The following is a 20,157-nucleotide window of genomic DNA, read 5'->3' on the forward strand; positions in this document are numbered from 1 at the left end:
GCTGAAGCCGTTCCGGCGCCCGTGGCTGTGGGCCGGGCTGTGGATGCTGGCGATCGCACTGGTGGTGGTCGCCTCGCTGGTGCCGGGCCGCGACCTTCCGGACCTGAAGGTGAGCGACAAGACCGAGCACCTGACCGCCTATGCCCTGCTCGCGGCCGGCGCGGTGCAGGTGTTCGCGCGCCGGCGTTCGTGGGCGGTGGTGTGCGTGTTGCTGGTGCTGATGGGGATCGCCATCGAGTTCCTGCAGGGCGCGATGGGGCTGGGGCGGACCATGGACCGCTTGGATGCGCTGGCGAACACGTTGGGCGTGCTGGTGGGGCTGGCCACAGCGTTCACGCCGCTGCGCGATGCCCTGCTGTGGCTGGATTCACGCCTGTTCCGGCGCTGAGGCGGCGGCGATCGCCGCGATCCGCGCGCGCCGCAGCGCTTGCCCGAACGCCGGGCCGGTGACGCCCTGCGCGGCGATGGCTTCGCCGCGCACTGCCAGCGCCGCGGCATGCAGGCGGCGCAGCAGCGCGGCCTGCGGATAGTCGGTATCGGCGTGCCCGGCGCGGCCGCGCGCGTCGGCCTCGCAGACGGTGGCCAGGCGCTCGATCCGGGCCGGCTTGCGAAAGCCGTCGCAGCGCGCGATCAGGTCGTGCACCGTCGCCGGCTTGAGTTCGCGCAGGCGGTGCACGTTGAGGTGTTCGCGGCAGGCGAGCACCGCCAGTTCGCGGTGCTCGTTGGGGACTTTCAGGCGCTGGCACAGGGCATTGGTGGGCGCGACCCCGCGCTGCTCGTGCATCAGGTGGCGCGGCAGCACGTCGGCAGGCGTCAATGCCTTGCCGAGGTCGTGGCAGAGCGCGGCGAAGCCGACCAGGTCGTCGCCCGGCGCCAGGTGCGCGGCCATGTCGCACACCAGCTCCTGGTGCAGGCCGGTATCTACCTCCGGGTGGTACTCCGCGCGCTGCGGCACCCCGTACAGCGCATCCACCTCGGGCAGCACCGCGCGCAGCGCATCGGCTGCGCGCAGTGTGCGCAGGAAGGCGGCGGGCGCGGCGCTGCGCAGGGCTTTCGCCAGTTCCTGCCAGACCCGTTCCGGCACCAGCGCCGCCAGCTCGCCGCTGGCCGCCATCTGCCGCATCAGCGCCAGGGTTTCCGGCGCGAGGCTGAAACCCAGCGGCGCCAGGCGCGCCATGAAGCGCGCCGCGCGCAGCACCCGCAGCGGGTCCTCGACGAAGGCCTCGCTCACGTGGCGTAGCACGCGCGCCTCGAGGTCGCGCACGCCGCCGAAGGGATCGACCAGGGTGCCGTCTTCGGCGCGGGCGATGGCGTTGATGGTGAAGTCGCGGCGACGCAGGTCGTCCTCCAGCGTCACCGATGGGTCGGCATGCACCACAAAGCCGGTGTAGCCGCGCCCGGATTTGCGCTCGGTGCGTGCCAGCGCGTATTCCTCGCCGCTGACGGGATGCAGGAACACCGGGAAGTCGCGGCCGACCTGGCGGAAGCCGGCGGCCAGCATGTCCGCCACCGTCGCCCCGACCACCACGAAGTCGCGGTCGCCGGGCGGCAGCCCCAGCAGGGCATCGCGCACGGCGCCTCCGACCAGGTAGGTGCGGACGTGGGCGGGCAGACGGGCGGGCGTTGCGGCGGTCATGGGCGTTTGCGCGCGTCCTGCGCCGGGGGAGCAGGCGCGGCGGCGGGCGTGGTGGAAGCGGCGGCGGGGGCCGGGCAGGTAAAGCCCTTGCGCGGGCCGTTGCTGCGGCCCAGCAGGCGGTCGGACAGGCGCAGGGCGTCGCCGCTCAAGCGCCAGTCGTAGAGCGTGCTGAAGCTGAGCACGCGGGCGACGTAGTCGCGGGTCTCCTTGTAGCCGATGGTCTCGATCCAGAAATCCGGATCGAGCGTCGGCCGCTGCGCCAGCCAGCGTGCCAGCGGCGCCGGCCCGGCGTTGTAGCCGGCGATCGCACGGTACGGCTGGCCGCCGTAGCGGTCCAGCAGTTGGCGCAGGTAGGCGCTGCCGATGGCGATGTTGGTGTCGGGGTCGTAGAGGTCGTCGCCGCCCTTCCACCCCAGCCCCAGCGACTTTGCGATCGCCGCGCCGGTGGCGGGCAGCACCTGCATCAGGCCACGTGCGTCGGCCGACGAGCGCGCGCGCGGGTCGAACACGCTCTCGGCACGGATCTCGGCGGCGACCCAGGCCGGATCCAGGCCGTTGCGCGCGGCCTCGCGGCGGATGCGCTCGGCGTGGTGCAGCGGGAAGCGCAGCAGGTAGAGCTGCTGCTCGTCGGGGTAGCGCTTGCCGCCCACGTTCACCAGCCCGAACACGCCGCGGTCGAACCAGCCGTTGTCCTGCGCCAGTTCCACCGCCAGCTGGCGCTGGATGGGGTCCAGGCGCGCCACCGCGGCATTCCATTCGCGCCCGGCCCAGCCGCGGCGGTCCAGCTGGAACAGCTGGATCGCGCGCACCAGGCCAGGATCGCGCGCCAGCGCCTGCTTTGCCGCCAGTGGCGCCTCCAGCGTGCGCGGGCACAGCGCATACGGCAGGTCCAGGCGGTCGGCGGCGAGAAAGCCGTGGAAGTCGGCCTTCTGCGCCGCCTGCGCGTACAGCGCGCGGGCGCCGGCGACATCGCCGGTGAGCTCACGCAGGCGCGCGGCGAAGTACAGCCAGCGGCTGTCGTTGCGCTGCGCTTCCGGCATGCGTGCGATGGCATCCAGCGCGGCCGGCCAGTCGGCGCGCGCCAGCGCCTCGCGCACCCGCCATTCGCGCAGGCTGTCGTCGTAGGCGGACTCCGGCACCGCCGCCAGCCGGCGCGCCGCGTCCGGCAGGTAGGACGCCACCGTCCACAGCGCGACCTGGTAGCGCACCCGCCCCAGCTCGGCCTCGCCGAAGCCCAGCGCCTGCGCCACGCCGGGCAGCAGGGCCTCGGCGCGGTCGGGGTTGGACTTGGCCAGCTTCGCCAGCGCCGCCGCCGCGACCAGCCGGCTGCGCGCGTTCTTCGGCCACGCCGACACGTCGCCGCCGGGCGCATCGAGATAGGCCGCCCACGCCTGCGCCTGGGCGGCATCGGCGGGGTTGGCAAAGCCGCGCGCGATGCTGCGCATCACCGCGCCCTGGGCGGCATCCGCGGCCTTGTCGAAGCGTTCCCAGCGCAGCGCGTCGGGCAGCCCGCCCCGCGCCGCCAGCAGCGCGAACGGGGCATCGCACTGCGCCGGCAGCGAGGCGCCGCTGCTGCGCCACAGCGCCTGCGCCTCGGTGGTCCAGGCGGCATCCACCCGGTCCATCGCCATCAGCGCCTGCAGGCGCAGGCAGCGCAGCGCCGGGTCGTCGATCGCGCTGGACCAGGCTTCGAGAAAGGCCGGCCATTCGTTGCGCCGCGCCAGCGCCGGCAGCCACTCGGCGCGGAAGGCGGCGGCCACCGGCTCGCCTTTATGCGCGGCGAGGAAGGCCGCGCCGCGCGCTGGCGGAAGGCTGTCGAAGCGCGCCCGCAGCGCGGCGAATTCCAGCCAGCCGGCCAGCGGCTGGCCGCTGAAGCCGGCCAGCACCAGATCGTCCAAGCCGCCGCGGCGAGTGGCGTCCAGCGCCGCCTTCAGCGCCGGGTCGGGCGCGGGAATCTGTACCGGCGGGCGCTGCAGCAGCGGCGTGGCCGCCGCCTGTACCTGCGCGCGAGCAGGGCAGGCAAGGGCGCCCAGCAGCGGGATCGAAAGCAGCAGGAGGCAGGCGCGCTTGAGCATGGATCGACTATAGCCGAGCATGCATGAACTCCCCGGCGTGCACGGCATGGACTTCGCGATGGCGTTTTTCCCGATCTACCTGGCGCTGGGTGCGCTGGCCGGCGTGCTGGCCGGATTGCTGGGCATCGGCGGCGGGCTGGTGCTGGTGGGCGCGCTGGCGTGGCTGCTGCCGCTGCAGGGCGTATCCGCCGGCGCCGCCATGCATGCGGCGCTGGCCAGTTCGCTGGCCAGCATCGTGCTGACCGCGGCGGCCTCGGCGCGCGCGCACCACCGCCGCGGCAGCGTGCTGTGGCCGACGGTGGCGTGGATGGTGCCGGGCGTGCTGCTGGGCGGCTGGCTGGGCAGCCGCTTCGCGATCGCGCTGGACGGCGACGTGCTGCGCTGGTGCGTGGCCGCCTATTGCGCGTTGGTGGCGGTGCAACTGCTGGCCTCGCCGCCGGCCCCTGCCGGCGCGAGCGGGCGCGTGCCGCGCGGGCCCGGCTACAGCCTGGCGGGCATCGGCATCGGCGGGGTGTCGGCGGTGGTCGGCATCGGCGGCGGCAGCCTGACCGTGCCGCTGCTGGTCTGGCGCGGGGTAGCCCCGGTGCGCGCGGTGGGCACCTCGTCCGCTTGCGGCATCTTCATCGGCCTGGCCAGCGCGCTGGGCTATGCGCTGCAGGCGCCAGCGGGCGCGCTGCCGCTGGCTGGCGCGGTGGGCTACGTGTACCTGCCGGCGGCGCTGGGGGTGGCGGTCACCTCGGTGCTGGCGGCGCCGTACGGCACCCGGCTGGCGCATGCCCTGAGCGGGCAGGCGCTGAAGCGGGTGTTCGCCGGATTCCTGCTGCTGGTCGGCGCGGGGTTCGCCTATAGCGCGTTGCGCTGATCAGCGCAGCGCCGCCTCGGGCACGTCCAGCGCCATCGACACCGCCAGATGGTCGGACTGCGCGGCCGGCAGCGCCTGCATCGCCGCCACCGGCAGCGCCGGGGTCACCAGCATATGGTCGATCGCGCGCTGCGGCCGCCACGCGGGAAACGTGGGCAGACGCTGCGCCGGCGGCTGCAGACGGGTCTTGCGGTAGAGCAGCTGCATCTCGGGGCGGTCGGGGTCGCAGTTGAAATCGCCCATCAGCACCGCGTGCGGGGCGTTCGCCAGCAAGTCGGCGATGAAGTCCAGCTGCGCGCGCCGCGACTGCGCGCCCAGCGACAGGTGGGCGATGGCCACCGCCAGGCCGTCCTCGCCCTGGCCGAAGCGGGCCAGCAGCACGCCGCGGCCCTTGACCCGTCCCGGCAGCGGGTGGTCCTCCACCCGCATCGGCTGCAGCCGGCTCAGCAGGCCGTTGGCGCTGGAGGCCACGCCGCCGACGCGGCGGTTCGGCTGGTGGCTCCAGTAGGCGAAGCCGGCGCGCTCGGCCAGATAGTGGGTCTGGTTGGTGAAGCCCGAGCGCAGGCTGCCGGGATCGGCCTCCTGCAGGCCCACGATGTCATGCTGGCCTGCCAGCGCCGCGATGCTGTCCAGCGCGCCGCGCTTGTTGCCGGCCGGCAGCACGTGCGACCAGCTGCGCGCCACGTAGTCGCGGTAGCCGCGGGTGCTGGAGCCGGCCTGGATGTTGGCGCTCAGCAGGCGCAGCCGGCGGGTGGCCATGGGGCGCGCCGGGATCAGGGCTTCGGCGCGTCCGCGGGGGCCTCGGCGGGCGCGGCGGCGGCCGGCGCGGTCGTGGCCAGCTTGGCGCGCTCGGCCACGATCAGCTGGTTCATGATCCGGAACATGTCGTCCACGGTCTTGCCCTTCACCCGGTACTTGCCGTCGATCAGGAAGGTGGGGGTGCCCATCTGGTCGCCGTTGGCGAACGCGGCCTGCATGTAGGCGCGCGCGCGGTTGACCTTGGTGGCCACCGCGAAGCTCTGCATGCTGCTGAGGAACTGGCGCGGATCGACGCCGTAGTTGCCGTAGAACGCGGCGATCTCTTCCGGGGTGTCCATGCCGCGCTCGCCCTTCAGGGTCTGGTCGACGTGGATGGCGCGGAACAGGGCGTCGTGGGTCTTGTCCTCGATCCCCATCGCCTGCGCGGCGTAGAACGCCTTGGCGTAGTTGTCCCACATCGAACCGAACGCGGCCGGCACGTACACGAAGTGGACATCGGCCGGCAGCTTGGCCTTCATCGCGGTGACGGTGGGCTGCACCATCGCGCAGAACGGGCAGACGTAGCCGAAGAACTCCACCACCTCGACCTTGCCGGGCGGGGTGTCGAACGGCTGGCCGTTCGGGATCACCACGTAGTCCACGCCCTCCACCGGCGGCGCCGCCTTGGCGGCGGCCTCCTCGGCGGCCTTCCACGCGGCCTCGGCCTGCGCCTTGCGCTGCGGGTCCTCGGCGCTGACGGCCTTGGCGGCGGCGGGCGCGCTGGTCGTGCTGGCGGCACTTGCATCTGTGGCGGGTGCCGGTGCGTCGTTCTTGCAGGCGGCCAGCGGCAGCAGGGCGATCAGGAGCAGGGCGTGGCGCAGGGCGGTCATGGCGGTGTCGGTCAGTGGCGGGGGGAGGAAGGCTTGCCGGCGGGGGCGGCGGGCCTGGCCGGCGCGGGGCGCGCCGGGGCCAGGGCATCGACCACCCGGCGGGCGTTGTCGAGCAGATTCTGGTAGCTGTTGCCGAGGATCTGGTAGCGACCGGCGACGATCAGGGTGGGCGTGCCCTCGACTTCGGTGCGGCGCTCGAACTCGAATGCATTGCGCAACGCGTCCAGCTGCGCCGGCTCGTCCTGCAGCGCGGCCTTGAGGGCGGCCACGTCAACGCCCTTCACCCGGCTGGCGAAGGCAAGGATCTGCGCGGCGTCGGCGTTGCGCGGCAACTCGCCGGTCTCGTGGATCGCCGCGAACAGGCGCGGGTGCAGCACGCTCAGCGCGCGCGCCTTGCGCGCCGCGAAATAGATGCGCGCCCACGGGTCGTTGCGGTCGGAGACCCACGGCACCAGCACCACCCGCGCATGCGCCGGCAGCTGCTTTTCCCAGGCCTCCAGCATCGGCGCGAAGTGCGCGCAGTGCGGGCAGGTGTAGGCGAAGACCTCGGCCACCTCGACCATCCCCGGCGGCAGCGCCTGGTACGGCTGGCCGTTGTCCAGGGTGCGGTATTGCACGCCTTCGGTCAGCCCCGGCAGGGGCGCCTGCGCGCGCGCGGGCGCAGCCAGCAGCGGCAACAGCAAGACAAGCGACAGCAGCAGGGTCCGCATGGTCAGAAGGCTCCGGCGGTGGGGACGGCCGCGCGAGGATGCCGCGGCCGGGGCCAACCCAGGGTGAAGCGGCACGCTCAGCGGGCGTGCAGGCCCTGCACGTAGCTGGCCAGGGACTGGATCTCCTCGTCGGTCAGCGGCTTGCTGACCATCGCCATCAGCTGGAAGTGGGCCGGATTCTTGTAGCTGCTGGTGCCGGCGCGGTACTCCTCCAGACGGCGCGCCACGTAGGTGGCGTCCTGGCCGTGCAGGGCCGGGTAGGCCGGACCCGGATTACCGCTGCCTGCCGGCCCGTGGCAGGCCATGCAGGCGGGAATGCCGCGGCTCGCGTCGCCGTCGCGGAACAGGCGCTCGCCGACCTGGTAGAACTTCATGCCCTTGTTCGGGCCATCCGCGATCACGGTGTCGTCGGCCACGCCAGCGCCGGCTTTCTGTTCGGCGAACCAGGCACCGACGTCGCGCATGTCCTGCGCGCTGAGCAGGCTGGCGAACGGCATCATCACCCCGGCCAGGCCGCTGGTGCGTTGACCGGTCTTGAATAGCTCGAGCTGCTCTGCGATGTAGCGCTCGGGCATGCCGGCGATGCGCGGGGCGTTCTGCTGCATGGCGTTGCCGTCCATGCCGTGGCAGGCGGCGCACACCCCGGCCTTGGCCTGCCCGGCCTTGGCATCGCCCCAGGTGGCCGGCTTCTCGTCCAGCGGTGCGGCCTGCACCGGGGCATTGTCGGGCGCGGCCACCGGCGTGCTTTGCGCATAGGCGATCGCGGCGATGGCAAGGCAGGCAATGCCGGCAAGGGCGTGGGCAGGACGCATGCGGAACTCCACTGGACAGTTGGATGCGGGCGTGAATCGCCTTATCCGCCCGATTATGGTGGGGCCGGCGGGGACGGTCAAACCGCGCCCACGGCGCGGCCAGGCCACGGCCAGACGACGGGCGGGGCAGGCCTGGGCGTGCGATCCTATGCCGATGGCCGTCCCCAATCCGTTCGCCCGCGCCCAGTATTCGCTGGCCGCGCATACCCTGCGCCAGCTGCCCGCCGACGGCGGGTTCGAAGTCGCCTTCGCCGGCCGCTCGAACGCCGGCAAGTCCTCCGCGCTGAATGCCCTGTGCCAGCAGAACGCGCTGGCGCGGGTGTCCAAGACCCCAGGCCGCACCCAGCAGCTGGTGTTCTTCGGAATCCCGCCGCATCCGGACAAATACCTGGTGGACCTGCCCGGCTACGGCTATGCCAAGGTGCCGCAGGACCTGCAGGCGCACTGGCAGGCGTTCATCGATGCCTATTTCGCCAGCCGGTTCGCGCTGCGCGGGCTGGTGGTGGTGATGGACGTGCGCCATCCGCTGAAGGATTACGACCGCCAGATGCTGGGCTATGCCATGCGCCGCGGGCTGCCGGCGCACGCGCTGCTGACCAAGGCCGACAAGCTCGGCCGCGGCGCCGCCGGCAACACCCTGCAGGCGGTGCGCGCGGAACTGGCGCGGGCGTTCGCCGACAGCGTCAGCGTGCAGCTGTTCTCGGCCGAATCCCGGCAGGGCGTGGACGAACTGCGCGCCACCGTCGCCGGCTGGCTGGAGCTGTAAGCCCGGCATCGCCTGCCCGCCGCGCGGCGATTGCGTACGCCCGCGGAACACAGATGCCGCTCCTTCGCGGCTGCGCCGGATGCGCGCGGCCGGCTATCCTGCCCCACCGTTTCGACAGGCCACGCCGATGTCCGGACCCAGCACCGCCAGCGACGCCCCGATCACCGACCACCGCCAGCTGGTGGAGGTGCTGGCTTCCGGCGAGAAGCCGCGCGCGGCCTGGCGCATCGGCACCGAGCACGAGAAGTTCGGCTTCCGCCTGGACGACCTGCGGCCGCCGGCGTTCGACGGCGAGCGCGGCATCGAGGCGCTGCTGACGGGCCTGACCCGCTTCGGCTGGCAGCCGTACGCCGAGAACGGGCGCGTGATCGCGCTCGCGCGCGAGGGCGCCTCGGTGACGCTGGAGCCGGCCGGTCAGCTGGAACTGTCCGGTGCCCCGCTGGAAACCCTGCACCAGACCTGCAAGGAAGTCGGCACCCACCTGCGCGAGGTGCGCGAGGTCGCCGACGAGTTGCAGCTCGGCTTCCTCGGCATGGGCTTTCAACCCAAATGGCGGCGCGAAGACATGCCGTGGATGCCGAAGGGGCGCTACCAGATCATGAAGGCCTACATGCCCAAGGTCGGCCGCCTCGGCCTGGACATGATGACCCGCACCTGCACGGTGCAGGTCAACCTGGACTACGCCAGCGAAGCGGACATGGTGAAGAAGTTCCGGGTGTCGCTGGCACTGCAACCCATCGCCACCGCGCTGTTCGCCGATTCGCCGTTTACCGAAGGCAAGCCCAACGGCTACCAGAGCTACCGCTCGCACATCTGGACCGACACCGACCCGGACCGCACCGGCATGCTCGACTTCGTGTTCGAGGACGGCTTCGGCTACGAGCGCTACGTCGACTACCTGCTCGATGTGCCGATGTACTTCAGCCATCGCGACGGCATATACCACGACGCCAGCGGGCAGAGCTTCCGCGACTTCCTGGTCGGGCGCCTGCCCGCGCTGCCGGGCGCGCTACCGACCCTGCGCGACTGGAACGACCACATGACCACCGCCTTCCCCGAGGTGCGGCTGAAGAAATACCTGGAGATGCGCGGCGCCGACAGCGGCCCGTGGAACCGCATCTGCGCGCTGCCGGCGTTCTGGGTGGGGTTGCTGTACGACGATGCCGCGCTGGATGCGGCCTGGGACCTGGTCAAGGATTTCACCCTGGCCGAGCGCCACGCCCTGCGCGACGGCGTGCCGCGGCATGCGCTGGATCTGCCCTTCCGCAACGGAAGCGTGCGCGACCTGGCGCGCGAGGCGCTGAAGATCGCGCTGGACGGCCTGCGCCGGCGCGCCCGCGCGGATGCCTGCGGCGCCGACGAGACCGGTTTCCTCACGCCGCTGCTGGAGATCGCCGAATCCGGCCAGACCCCGGCGCAGCGCAAGCTGGAGCTGTTCCACGGCCCCTGGCAGGGCAGCGTGGACCCGGTGTTCCGCGAGTTCGCGTACTGAAGGGCTCCTGCGCACGCCACCACGCCGCGATCACCCGGTGGTCGCTACCCTTGGCACCATGCACGACGAATCCGGGAACGAGCCGCTGCGCGAAGAGCTGGACTTCGCGCCCACCGACTACCTGCTGCGCGAGGACGTGCGCACCCTCGGCGCGCTGGTCGGCGAGATCCTGGCCGAGCAGTGCGGGCCCGGGTTCCTGCGCGAGGTGGAGGAGATCCGCCGGCTGGCGATCCGCCGGCGCGAGCAGGACGCGCCGGTCGCGGAACTGGCCGAGCGCCTGGCCGGGGTGCCGCTGGCCGAGGCGGACGCGCTGGTGCGCGCGTTCTCGGCCTATTTCGGCGCCACCAACCTGGCCGAGCGCGTGCACCGCATCCGCCGCCGGCGCGATTACCAGCGCCAGGGCGGGGCGCCGCAGCCGGGCGGGCTGGAGGCGGAGCTGCTGGCGCTGCAGGCGGACGGGGTGCCGCTGCAGGCGCTGGACGCGCTGCTGGCGCGGCTGCGGATCGAGCCGGTGTTCACCGCGCATCCCACCGAGGCGGTGCGGCGGGTGCTGCTGGAGAAGGAGCGCGAGGTGGTGCGCCGGCTGGTGGCCGACATCGACCGCCAGCTCACGCCGGCCGAGCGCGCCAGCGGGCTGGAGCGCATCCGCTTCGCGCTGACCGCGGCCTGGCAGACCTCGGACGCGCCGCCGGCGCGGCCCAGCGTGGCCGACGAGCGCGAGCACGTCGGCTTCTACCTGGGCGAGGTGCTGTACCGGGTGCTGCCGGTGTTCCACGAAACCCTGGACGCGGCGATCACCCGCGCCTACGGCCGCCCGCTGCCGCTGCCGCCGCTGCTGCGCTTCGGCACCTGGGTGGGCGGCGACATGGACGGCAACCCCAACATCGGCGCCGACACCGTGCTGGCCGCGCTGGAGGCGCAGCGCGCACAGGTGCTGGGGAACTACCGCGCCGACCTCGGGCGGCTGGCGATGCTGCTCACCCAGACCCGCGACCGGGTTGCGGTGGAACCCGAGGTGGAGGCCCGCATCGCGGCCGCGCAGGCGCTGCTGGGCGAGGCGCTGGACCCCGATCCGCGGCACGCGGACATGCCCTACCGTCAGCTGCTGGAGGCGATGCGCGCGCGCCTGCGCGCCACCGCGGCCAACGATGCGGTGCGCGGCTATCCCGGGCCGCAGGTGCTGCTGGAGGACCTCGCCGCGATCGACGTCAGCCTGGCGCACCACCGCGGCGAGCATGCCGGGCGCTTCGCGGTGCGGCGGATCATGCGCCGCGTGGAGTGCTTCGGCTTCCACCTCGCCACCCTCGACCTGCGCCAGGATTCGGCCGTGCACGATGCCGCGCTGGCCGCGTTGCTGGAGGCACCGGACTGGGCCGAGCAGGCGGTGGAGGCGCGGGTGGCGCGCCTGCATGCGCTGCTCGATGGCGCGCCGGTGGCGCAGCCGGCGGCCCCGGAGGCGGCGGCCACCCTCGCAGCGTTCGCCGCGGCCGGGCAGGCGCGGCGGCGGTTCGGCGCGCAGGCGATCGGGCCCTACATCATCAGCATGAGCCGCAGCGCCGCGGACGCGCTGGCGGTGCTGGTGCTGGCGCGCATCGCCGGCTGCGTGGAGGACGGCGAGGTGCCGCTGGACGTGGCGCCGCTGTTCGAGACCGTGGGCGATTTGCAGGCGGCGGCCGGGGTGATGCGCGCGCTGTTCGCGGACCCCGCCTACCGCCGCCACCTGGCCGCGCGCGGCGACCACCAGATGGTGATGCTGGGCTATTCCGACAGCGCCAAGGACGGTGGCCTGCTCGCCTCGCGCTGGGCGCTGCAGCGTGCGCAGGTGGAGCTGCTGGAGGTGGCGCGTGAGGCCGGCGTGCGGCTGGCGTTCTTCCACGGCCGCGGGGGGTCGGTCAGCCGCGGTGGTGGCAAGACCGGGCGCGCGATCGTGGCCGCGCCGCGCGGTTCGGTGGATGGCTATTTCCGCCTGACCGAGCAGGGCGAGGTGATTCACCGCAAGTACGGCATCCGCGCGCTGGCGCTGCGCAACCTCGAGCAGATGGCCGGCGCGGTGCTGCGCGCCTCGCTGCGGCCGCGCGCGCCGGAGCCGCGCGAGCCCGGCTGGCGCGCCATGGCCGACGCGCTGGCCGCCGATGCGCGCGCGCACTACCGCGCGCTGGTGCACGCGCATCCCGATTTCCCCGCGTATTTCCGCGCCGCCACCCCGATCGACGTGATCGAGCAACTGCACATCGGCTCGCGCCCGTCGCGCCGGCGCGACGGCAGCATCGCCAACCTGCGCGCGATCCCGTGGGTGTTCGCCTGGGCGCAGAACCGCTCCGGCCTGACCGGCTGGTACGGCCTGGGCACCGCGCTGCAGCGTGGGATCGACACCCACGGGCTGGACGCGATGGCGGCGATGACCCGCGACTGGCCGTTCTTCGCCGCGATGATCGACGACGTGGAGATGCTGCTGGCGAAGTCGGATCTGGCGATCTTCGAGCGCTATTCGCGCCTGGCCGGCCCGCTGCACGAGGCCTTCTTCCCCGGCATCGCCGCCGAATTCGCGCGCGTGCGCGCGGCGATCCCGGCGCTCAAGCAGCGCAGTGGCCTGCTGGCCGACGACTACCGGCTGCGGCTGTCGATCCGCCTGCGCAATCCTTACGTGGACCCGATCAGCCTGTTGCAGGTGGACCTGCTGCGGCGCTGGCGCGAAGGCGGCCGCAGCGACGAGGCGCTGCTGCGCGCGCTGGTCTCCACCGTCAACGGGATCGCGGCGGGCATCCAGAACACCGGCTGAGCGCGCCGGCCCGTTCGTGGTTCGACAGGCTCACCACGAACGGGCGCGCCGCCCGTCCACGTGAAGCGTCAGGCCTGCGGCGGATCGTCGGCAGGCGGGCCGTCCGCGGCGAGCAGGAAATCGGTGTAGGCGAAGCGGCCATCGCGCAGCACGGTGTCGCCACGCGCCAGCGCCAGCGGGGTGGCGAACATCGGGCCGGCCTCCACGCAGGTGTGGAACTCGCCGTGTTCGCCGCAGGGGTCGATGGCGGCCGGCAGCGCCTGCAGCAATGTGGCGTCGAACGCGCGCCCCGCGAAGCTGGCGTCGAGCTGCCGGGTGTCCACGCAGCATAGGTGTGCGCGCAGGCCGCCGGCCTGCATCGCCCGCGCAAGCTCGGTGGTGTCGCTGCCGAACAGCGGGAACAGCGGCGTCCAGCCCAGCCGCGCGCATAGCCCCTCGCGCCAGGCGCGGATGTCGGCCAGGAACAGGTCGCCGAAGGCGATATGCATGATCCCCGGCCAGCGCGTCCGCGCGCGTGCCAGCGCGTCCGCGAAGCTCGCCTCGTAGCGCGCGTTGTCGGCCGCCTGCGGGATCCAGGCCTCGATCACCGGCAATCCCGCGGCGCGCGCCTGCGCGTGCAGGACCTCGCGGCGGATGCCCTGCATCGAGACGCGGTCGTAGCCTTCGGTGAGGGTGGTCAGCAGGCCGACCACCTCGACCTCGCCGGCCTGGCGCAGCGCGTGCAGGGCCCAAGCGGCGTCCTTGCCGCCGCTCCACGACAGCAAGGCGGGCGTCATGGCGGGGTGCGCGCGGTCAGGCCGCGGTGACGTCGCGCAGCTGCCAGTGGTCGCCGGCCAGCAGGTGCATGCGCTGGCGCAACAGGGCCGAGGGCAGCACGGTGTCCACCGTCAGGTCGATGTGCAGGTCGTGCTGCTCGCCGCTGACCGTGGCCGCCGGGTCGGTGGCGCCCAGCGCGGGATCGGCATCCTCGGGGTCGTCCAGCTGCGCGCTCCAGCGCTCGAACAGGTCGCGGGTGCGCAGTGCGTGCTGCAGTTCCTCCGCGAAGCCGTCGGCGCCGTGCGACTGGAAGGCAAGACCGGGGGTGTTGCCACGGGCGATGGACGGATCGGGCAGGCGGATGTGGTAGCGCATCGGGGTCTCGCGTGGGTCAGACTGTTGGCAGGGTAATGCGCGGCGCGTGCAGGCGCCGTCACGCTCAGTCGAAGCCGCTCTGCTCCGAGGCAAAGCCCACCGTCAGCGCGCCCTTGCCCACGTTCACCAGCCCGGACAGGCCCATGAAGCTCTCGAACACCTCCACCTTCTGCGCGGCGCAGGTCTCGCGCAGGCGGTCGTAGCCGGGCAGCTTGCGCATCTCCTCCAGCGGGCCGCCGTAGCTCAGGCACACGGTGGGCGAGAGCAGGCCGCTCTTGACCCGGCGCGCGGTGAAGTCGAACAGGCGCTCGCTGGCGTTGGCGAAGCCCTTGACCTTGGCCACTGGCTCGGTCTCGCCCTGGTTGCAGTGCAGGACCGGCTTGATGTCGAGCGCGGTGCCCAGCGCCGCGCTGAGGAAGCTCACGCTCTTGTCGCCGCGCTTCTTGATGCGGTTGCGCAGGTAGTTCAGGTCGGGCGCCACCATGTAGGCGTGGGTATGCCGCGCCAGGTTCTCGAGGTTGGCGCGGATGCGCGGCGGGGTCTCGCCGGCGGCGCGCAGGCGGGTGGCCTCGACCACCGGCACCGCGACCCCGGAGAACACGTTCTGGCTGTCGATCACGCGCAGCATGAACGGGGTGTTGTTGCCCGAGGCCGCGCGCACGGGCTTGTAATCGTTGAGGATGGTATAGCTGGCCTGCACCGCGTTGTCGTGGATGCCGCTGCGGGTGCGGGTGGTGGTGATGCAGAACACGTAGTCGTAGTCCAGCACCAGCTTGTTCAGGAACAGGTCGTGCACCTGCTGCACGGTGAACGGCGTGGTCTCGGCCTCGAACGCGCGGGCGCCGGTCTCGCCGCTGAGGAAGTTCATCGTCGCTTCCTCGTTGCGGACGTCGGCCAGCACCGCCTGCCCGATCTGCACGGTGACCGGCAGGATGGTGATGTGCTCCCGCTCCAGGAACTCGCCCGGCAGGTCGCAGGCCGAGTCCACGATGATTCCGATGCGCATGGATCCCCCCTTTGGGCTCCGACTGTGATGCCACGAAGCTACCGCAAGTCGCGGCCGCGTGCATTGTGCGACGCGGCTCGCATTCCCTTTTCGGGGGACTCCGTTCAGCGCGCCGGGGCGGGATAGGCGCGCGGCAGGCCGTCGTCCGCGCGCAGGTAGCGGTCGCGCAGTTCGGTCTGGCGGCTGCGCATCGGGATCGCGCGGCCATCCAGCCACACCTGGCGCGCCACGCTGGCCACGTCCAGCGGGTCGCCCGACCACAGCACCAGGTCGGCGCGCTGGCCCGGCGCGATGGCATTGCCCACCGCATCGGTCACGCCCAGCACGTCGGCCGGCACCGTGGTCAGGCCGGCCAGCGCCGCGTCCCACGGCAGCCCGTTGGCCACCGCGTTGCCGGCCAGCTGGCGGATCTTGCGCGCGTTGTGCGAGGCATCGCGGCCCTGGAAGAACGACACCCGCACCCCGGCCGCGTGCAGGCGCGCGGCATTTTCGAGGGTGGCGTTGATCTCGTCGAAATCGGCCGGCAGGTTGGCCAGCGCATCCACGAACACCGGCACGCCCGCGGCCGCCAGCTGCGGCGCGACCTTCCACGCCTCGGCGCCGCCCACCACCGCGACGCGCACGTCGCGCTGCCTGGCCCAGCGCAGCAGGCGGGCGATGTCGGCCGCGCGCTGCACCCGCACCATCACCCGGCCGCCGCCGCCGATGTAGCGGGCCATAGCCGCACGCCCGGCCGGGGTGAGCAGGGCGAACTGCGAATCCTGCGGGATGCGCCCGCGCAGTTCGTCCACCAGTTGGTCGAGCAGCATCCACTGCGCGGCGCGCGAGCTGCCGCTGAGGTTGGCGCCGTCGCCGCCGAGGGTGACGAACAGCGCGCGCGGGCCGACCGCGTCGAGGCTGCCGTCCAGCCGCACCACGCCGCCCTGGCCGCCGATCAGCGAGCCACCGGGCTTGCTGCCCGCGGACAGCAGGGTCCAGCCGATGCCTTCCACCCGCGCCACCGGCACCAGCACCGAGTCGGGGTTGTAGGCGAGGGTGACGTCGAACTCCGGGCGCACCCGCATGTCGGCGGCATTCGCGCCGAGCGCGAGGCTGGCATCCACCGTGGCCGATTCGCCGGAGACTTCCTCCACCCCGATGTCGTTGATGCCGCCGAACAGGGCCGGCGTCAGCGGCGCGCCCTGGGCATCGACCACGGCCGCGCCCCCGGCCTGCAGGCCCTGGCCGACCGCGGCGATACGGCCATTGCGCACCAGCACGTCGGCGCCGCGCAGGGTGCCGCGCGCGGTCGCGGTATGCACGGTGGCGTTGCGGATCAGGACATCTTGCGCCGCAGCGGTGGTGCTGGCGGCCAGCAGCGCCGCTACGAGCGTGATGGCACGCAGGCGAGGGAACTTCATCGCACACCTCCGGTGGTGATGTCCTGCCCCAGCAGGAAGTCGGATTTCGGTTGCCGCGTCGGGTCGTGGCGGTCGTACAGGCGCGCGCCGTCCACGTACACCTGTTCGGCCTGCGCATAGCTGCTGAAGGGGTTGCCGTTCCACACCACCACGTCGGCCATCTTGCCCGGCTCCAGGGTGCCGGTCTGGGCGTCGATGCCCATGGCCTTGGCCGGGTTGGAGGTGATCCAGCGGATCGCGCGTTCCGGCGGGATGGCGATGCCGGCGCGGCCGGCGTTGGCGATCACCTTCGCCGCTTCCTGGTTGAGGCGCTGGATGCCTTCCTCGGAATCCGAATGCACGATCGCGCAGCCGCCGGGCACGCGGTCCACCAGCGCGATGTTTTCCTGGATGCCGTCGAAGCTCTCCATCTTGAAGCCCCACCAGTCGGCCCACAGCGCGCCGCATACGCCCTCGGCGGCCAGGCGGTCGGCGATCTTGTAGGCCTCAACGCCATGGTGGAAAGCGGCGATCTTGAAGCCGAACTCCTTGGCCAGGTCGAGCATGGTGGCCATCTCGTCGGCGCGGTAGCAGTGGATGTGCACGCGGATGTCGCCGTTGATGGCACCGGCCAGGGTGTCGTTCTTGTAGTCGCGCTTGCCTTCCGCCTCCTTGCCGCCGGCCTTGCGCTTCTTCATGTACTCGGCGGCTTCGGCGAACGCGGCGCGGTAGCCGGCCACGTTGCCCATGCGGGTGGCCGGGCCGCCGCGCTGGCCGTACACGCGCTTGGGGTTCTCGCCGCAGGCCATCTTCAGGCCCCAGGGCGCGCCCGGGAACTTCATCGCCTGGTAGGTGGTGGCCGGCACGTTCTTGAGGGTGACGCCGCGCCCGCCGATCAGGTTGGCGCTGCCGGGCAGCACCTGCAGGCTGGTGACGCCGCCGGCCAGCGCGGTGGCGAAACCCGGGTCCTGCGGCCAGATGGAGTGCTCGGCCCAGACGTTCGGGGTCACCGGCGAGGTCATCTCGTTGCCGTCGCCGTGCGCGCTCACGCCCGGGCTGGGGTACACGCCGAGGTGGGAATGGATGTCGATGATGCCGGGGGTGACCCACTTGCCGCGGGCGTCCACGCGCACGGCGTCGGCTGGTGCGTCCAGGCCCGCGCCGATCGCCACGATCCGGCCGTCGCGCAGCAGCACATCGGCATCCTCCAGGCGGGTGCCGGTGCCGGTCAGCACGGTGGCGTGCTGCAGCAGCACCGGCGGTGCCGCGACCGGTCGGTAGGTGCTGGGGTAGGGGTCGGCCGCGAAGTCGTAGGGCTTGGCGGGCGCGGCGGGCGTCCGCGCCGCGCCCTGCGGCGTGGTCTGCGGCACGCTGGCGCAACCGGCCAGCAGCACCGCCAGCATGGCGATGGGCAAGGGTTTCATCGAAGGTTCCCCGGAACGTGTGGATGCAGCGCCACGACACTAGCGCCAAGCCGGCGTGTGCGCCACGTGCCCGAGGTCATGCCCGGGTGGGCGGACGACCCGCGCGGTGCGGGGGGCGGGCGATTAGAATCACGCAAAAGGTGAGGAAAGCGATGGATAACAAGCAAGACATCGTCAACAACTGGCTGCCGCGCTACACCGGCGTGCCGTTGGAGCAGTTCGGTCAGCACGTCCTGCTCACCAACTTTGGCGGCTATCTGCAACATTTTTCCGAGATGACCGGCGCGGCCATCGTCGGCACCGACCGCCCGATGCCCAGCGCCACCGCCGATGGCATCACCATGATCAACTTCGGCATGGGCAGCCCGAACGCCGCCACCATCATGGACCTGTTGTCCGCGATCGCGCCGAAGGCGGTGCTGTTCCTGGGTAAGTGCGGCGGGCTCAAGAGGAAGAACAAGCTGGGCGATTTGATCCTGCCGATCGCCGCCATCCGTGGGGAGGGCACCAGCAATGATTATTTGCCGCCCGAGGTCCCGGCGCTGCCGGCGTTCGCGTTGCAGCGGGTGATCTCCACCACCATCCGCGACCTCGAGCTCGATTACTGGACCGGCACCGTGTACACCACCAACCGCCGGGTGTGGGAGCACGACGCGGAGTTCAAGCAGAAGCTGCGCGCGATGCGCTGCATGGCCATCGACATGGAAACTGCCACCGTGTTCGCCGCCGGCTTCGCCAACCGCATCCCCTGCGGCGCGCTGCTGCTGGTGTCCGACCAGCCGATGATCCCCGATGGCGTGAAGACCGAGGCCAGCGACGCCAAGGTGTCGGCCGAGTACGTGCGTGGGCACATCCAGGTCGGCATCGATGCGCTGAAGCTGATCCGTCGCAACGGCAAGTCGGTGCGTCACCTGCGGTTCGACGAGTGAACCGCGCCCTCGCCGCCGACCTGCTGGAGTTCTGGTGCGAAGCGGGCATGGGCAAATGGTTCCGTGGCGGCGCGGCGTTCGACGCCGAATGCCGCCAGCGCTGGCAGGACGCCCATTTCGCCGCGGCCAGGCGCGGATGCGACGACTGGCTGGCCGATGCCGAGGGCGCGCTGGCGCTGGTGCTGCTGCTGGACCAGATCCCGCGCAACATCTTCCGCGGCAGCGGCCACGCCTTCGCCACCGATCCGCTGGCGCTCCATTTCGCCGGTCGCGCCCTCGAGGCCGGCTTCGATGCGCAAGTCCAGCCGGCGCTGCGGTTCTTCTTCTACCTGCCGTTCGAGCATTCCGAGGCGATGGCCGACCAGCAGCGCGCGGTGGAGCTGTTCACCGCGCTGGGCGATGCCGAGCTCCTGGGCTACGCCATCGCCCACCGCGACGTGATCGCGCGCTTCGGTCGCTTCCCGCACCGCAACGCGGCGCTGGGGCGGGTCAACACCCCGCGCGAGCAGGCGTGGCTGGACGCGGGCGGCGGGTTCTGAGCCACCGCCCGGGCTTGCCGGGCGGCGCGTTCGGGCGCTGATCAGTAGCGTGGCAGGGTGGGGTCCAGCAGCGCCCACGCGGAGATCCCGCCGGCGACGTTGAACACCGCCGTGAAGCCGCGCGCGCGGAAGTGTTCCGCCGCCTGCGCGCTGCGGCCGCCGGAATGGCACAAAAACGCCAGCGCGGTGTCCTTGGGCAGCGCCTCCAGTTCGGCCACGCCGTGGTCCAGGTGGCGGTAGGGCACCGGTGCCTCGGCCAGCAGGCGCTCGTCCAGCGGGCGCACGTCCACCAGCACCAGGGTGCCGGCGCGCACCCGCTCGGCGGCCTGCGCCGGGGTCAGCGGCTGCACCTTCGGCGGCGCGTTCGGGTTGTCGATCACCAGGCCCTTGCCGCGCGCGTCTTCCACCCAGTCGATGCGCATGCCGTCGGCGCGGCGGGCGCTGGCGAGGTCGAACTGGGCGCGGATGCCGGCTTCCTCGCAGGCGATCGCGCCGGGGTCCAGCGGCGCCAGCTGCAACCGCGCGTTGAAGGCCTTGTCCACTTCGATCTGCAGCGCGTAGCCCGCGCCGGCATCGGCGATGGCCTGCTGCAGCATGCGCGCCGCCGCCGGGGTGATGTGCAGCCGCGGCGGCGTGCGGTCGGGCGCGGGCAGGCCCAGCGCGGCGTGCAGCTCGCCGCTGGCGGCCATCTGCAGAATGATGTCCGAGCCGCCCACCAGCTCGCCGCCGATGTACAGCTGCGGGATGGTCGGCCAGTCGCCGTAGGCCTTGATGCCCTCGCGGATCTCGGGGTCGGCCAGCACGTCCACGTGCGTGTAGCTGGCGCCGACGGCGTCCAGCGCGCCGACCGCCTTGGCCGAGAAGCCGCAGGCCGGCGCGTCCGGGCTGCCCTTCATGAACAGCACCACGGGGTTGGCGGCCAGCAGGGCGTCGATGCGGGCGCGCAGGGCGGGATCGAGGGACATGGGGGCATTCCGGGAGTGGGGGCC

General features: G+C 72.4%; 19 protein-coding genes. 7 read left to right on the forward strand and 12 right to left on the reverse strand.

Going from position 1 to position 20,157, the window contains the following annotated elements; all coding sequences use genetic code 11:
* Nucleotides 1-43: 43 nt before the first annotated feature.
* Entirely contained in the window at nucleotides 44-388 is a 345-nt protein-coding gene (locus tag EDC34_RS07775) for a VanZ family protein (protein WP_240311083.1), read from the forward strand.
* Here the strand turns inward: EDC34_RS07775 and EDC34_RS07780 are convergent.
* Nucleotides 368-1,636, reverse strand: coding sequence for a multifunctional CCA addition/repair protein (locus EDC34_RS07780; protein ID WP_114959940.1), 1,269 nt, complete (start codon nucleotides 1,634-1,636; stop codon nucleotides 368-370). The two genes, EDC34_RS07775 and EDC34_RS07780, sit on opposite strands and share 21 nt — an antisense overlap.
* Nucleotides 1,633-3,711: a lytic transglycosylase domain-containing protein gene (locus tag EDC34_RS07785; protein ID WP_114959941.1), complete on the reverse strand. Its 2,079-nt coding sequence runs from the start codon at nucleotides 3,709-3,711 to the stop codon at nucleotides 1,633-1,635. Before EDC34_RS07785 ends, EDC34_RS07780 begins: the two co-directional genes overlap by 4 nt.
* Nucleotides 3,712-3,730: 19 nt before the next feature.
* On the opposite strand from EDC34_RS07785, the gene EDC34_RS07790 reads away from it, so the two are divergent.
* The gene (locus EDC34_RS07790; RefSeq protein WP_240311078.1) at nucleotides 3,731-4,573 is read left to right on the forward strand and encodes a sulfite exporter TauE/SafE family protein; all 843 of its coding nucleotides are present in this window, start codon (nucleotides 3,731-3,733) and stop codon (nucleotides 4,571-4,573) included.
* Here the strand turns inward: EDC34_RS07790 and EDC34_RS07795 are convergent, their stop codons facing one another.
* The 4 genes from EDC34_RS07795 to EDC34_RS07810 all read right to left on the reverse strand — a co-directional run bounded on the left by EDC34_RS07795 (nucleotide 4,574) and on the right by EDC34_RS07810 (nucleotide 7,723).
* The gene (locus EDC34_RS07795; protein WP_114959942.1) at nucleotides 4,574-5,332 is read right to left on the reverse strand and encodes an endonuclease/exonuclease/phosphatase family protein; all 759 of its coding nucleotides are present in this window, start codon (nucleotides 5,330-5,332) and stop codon (nucleotides 4,574-4,576) included.
* Nucleotides 5,333-5,346: 14 nt separating this feature from the next.
* Nucleotides 5,347-6,201 (reverse strand): thiol:disulfide interchange protein DsbA/DsbL, encoded by an 855-nt coding sequence (locus EDC34_RS07800; RefSeq protein WP_114959943.1) that lies wholly within the window; start codon nucleotides 6,199-6,201, stop codon nucleotides 5,347-5,349.
* An 11-nt stretch (nucleotides 6,202-6,212) separates the two neighbouring features.
* Nucleotides 6,213-6,911, reverse strand: coding sequence for a thiol:disulfide interchange protein DsbA/DsbL (locus EDC34_RS07805; protein ID WP_114959944.1), 699 nt, complete (start codon nucleotides 6,909-6,911; stop codon nucleotides 6,213-6,215).
* A 77-nt stretch (nucleotides 6,912-6,988) separates the two neighbouring features.
* Nucleotides 6,989-7,723: a c-type cytochrome gene (locus EDC34_RS07810; protein WP_114959945.1), complete on the reverse strand. Its 735-nt coding sequence runs from the start codon at nucleotides 7,721-7,723 to the stop codon at nucleotides 6,989-6,991.
* A 154-nt stretch (nucleotides 7,724-7,877) separates the two neighbouring features.
* Here EDC34_RS07810 and yihA point away from each other — a divergent pair, with 154 nt between their 5' ends.
* From yihA to ppc, 3 genes are all read left to right on the forward strand, one after another.
* Nucleotides 7,878-8,489: a ribosome biogenesis GTP-binding protein YihA/YsxC gene (yihA, locus tag EDC34_RS07815; protein ID WP_114960035.1), complete on the forward strand. Its 612-nt coding sequence runs from the start codon at nucleotides 7,878-7,880 to the stop codon at nucleotides 8,487-8,489.
* Nucleotides 8,490-8,616: 127 nt separating this feature from the next.
* Nucleotides 8,617-9,981, forward strand: a complete 1,365-nt coding sequence (locus tag EDC34_RS07820) for a glutamate--cysteine ligase (RefSeq protein WP_114959946.1) — start codon at nucleotides 8,617-8,619, stop codon at nucleotides 9,979-9,981.
* Nucleotides 9,982-10,039: 58 nt separating this feature from the next.
* A complete protein-coding gene (ppc, locus tag EDC34_RS07825) occupies nucleotides 10,040-12,760 on the forward strand; it encodes a phosphoenolpyruvate carboxylase (protein WP_114959947.1) in 2,721 nt (906 codons plus the stop codon).
* A gap of 68 nt (nucleotides 12,761-12,828) precedes the next feature.
* Here the strand turns inward: ppc and EDC34_RS07830 are convergent, their stop codons facing one another.
* The 5 genes from EDC34_RS07830 to EDC34_RS07850 form a co-directional block, all read right to left on the reverse strand.
* Nucleotides 12,829-13,536 (reverse strand): Dph6-related ATP pyrophosphatase, encoded by a 708-nt coding sequence (locus tag EDC34_RS07830; RefSeq protein ID WP_114959948.1) that lies wholly within the window; start codon nucleotides 13,534-13,536, stop codon nucleotides 12,829-12,831.
* 16 nt (nucleotides 13,537-13,552) lie between these two features.
* Nucleotides 13,553-13,891, reverse strand: coding sequence for a hypothetical protein (locus tag EDC34_RS07835; protein ID WP_114959949.1), 339 nt, complete (start codon nucleotides 13,889-13,891; stop codon nucleotides 13,553-13,555).
* A 64-nt stretch (nucleotides 13,892-13,955) separates the two neighbouring features.
* The gene (locus EDC34_RS07840; protein WP_114959950.1) at nucleotides 13,956-14,897 is read right to left on the reverse strand and encodes a DegV family protein; all 942 of its coding nucleotides are present in this window, start codon (nucleotides 14,895-14,897) and stop codon (nucleotides 13,956-13,958) included.
* Between the two features lie 104 nt (nucleotides 14,898-15,001).
* On the reverse strand, nucleotides 15,002-16,297 hold the full coding sequence (locus tag EDC34_RS07845) for an amidohydrolase family protein (protein ID WP_114959951.1): 1,296 nt from the start codon (nucleotides 16,295-16,297) through the stop codon (nucleotides 15,002-15,004).
* On the reverse strand, nucleotides 16,294-17,700 hold the full coding sequence (locus EDC34_RS07850) for an amidohydrolase (protein ID WP_114959952.1): 1,407 nt from the start codon (nucleotides 17,698-17,700) through the stop codon (nucleotides 16,294-16,296). Before EDC34_RS07850 ends, EDC34_RS07845 begins: the two co-directional genes overlap by 4 nt.
* Before the next feature lie 152 nt (nucleotides 17,701-17,852).
* On the opposite strand from EDC34_RS07850, the gene EDC34_RS07855 reads away from it, so the two are divergent.
* Both EDC34_RS07855 and EDC34_RS07860 read left to right on the forward strand, forming a co-directional pair.
* Nucleotides 17,853-18,629, forward strand: coding sequence for an AMP nucleosidase (locus tag EDC34_RS07855; RefSeq protein ID WP_114959953.1), 777 nt, complete (start codon nucleotides 17,853-17,855; stop codon nucleotides 18,627-18,629).
* On the forward strand, nucleotides 18,626-19,168 hold the full coding sequence (locus EDC34_RS07860) for a DUF924 family protein (RefSeq protein ID WP_275895184.1): 543 nt from the start codon (nucleotides 18,626-18,628) through the stop codon (nucleotides 19,166-19,168). The genes EDC34_RS07855 and EDC34_RS07860 overlap by 4 nt, the downstream gene beginning before the upstream one ends.
* A 41-nt stretch (nucleotides 19,169-19,209) precedes the next feature.
* On the opposite strand, the gene grxD is transcribed toward EDC34_RS07860, so the two are convergent.
* Complete coding sequence (gene grxD, locus EDC34_RS07865; protein ID WP_114959954.1) at nucleotides 19,210-20,133, reverse strand: Grx4 family monothiol glutaredoxin; 924 nt, start codon at nucleotides 20,131-20,133, stop codon at nucleotides 19,210-19,212.
* Nucleotides 20,134-20,157: the final 24 nt, after the last annotated feature.

The organism is Thermomonas haemolytica (genome assembly GCF_004346265.1).
GTDB classification, from domain to species: Bacteria; Pseudomonadota; Gammaproteobacteria; order Xanthomonadales; family Xanthomonadaceae; genus Thermomonas; species Thermomonas haemolytica.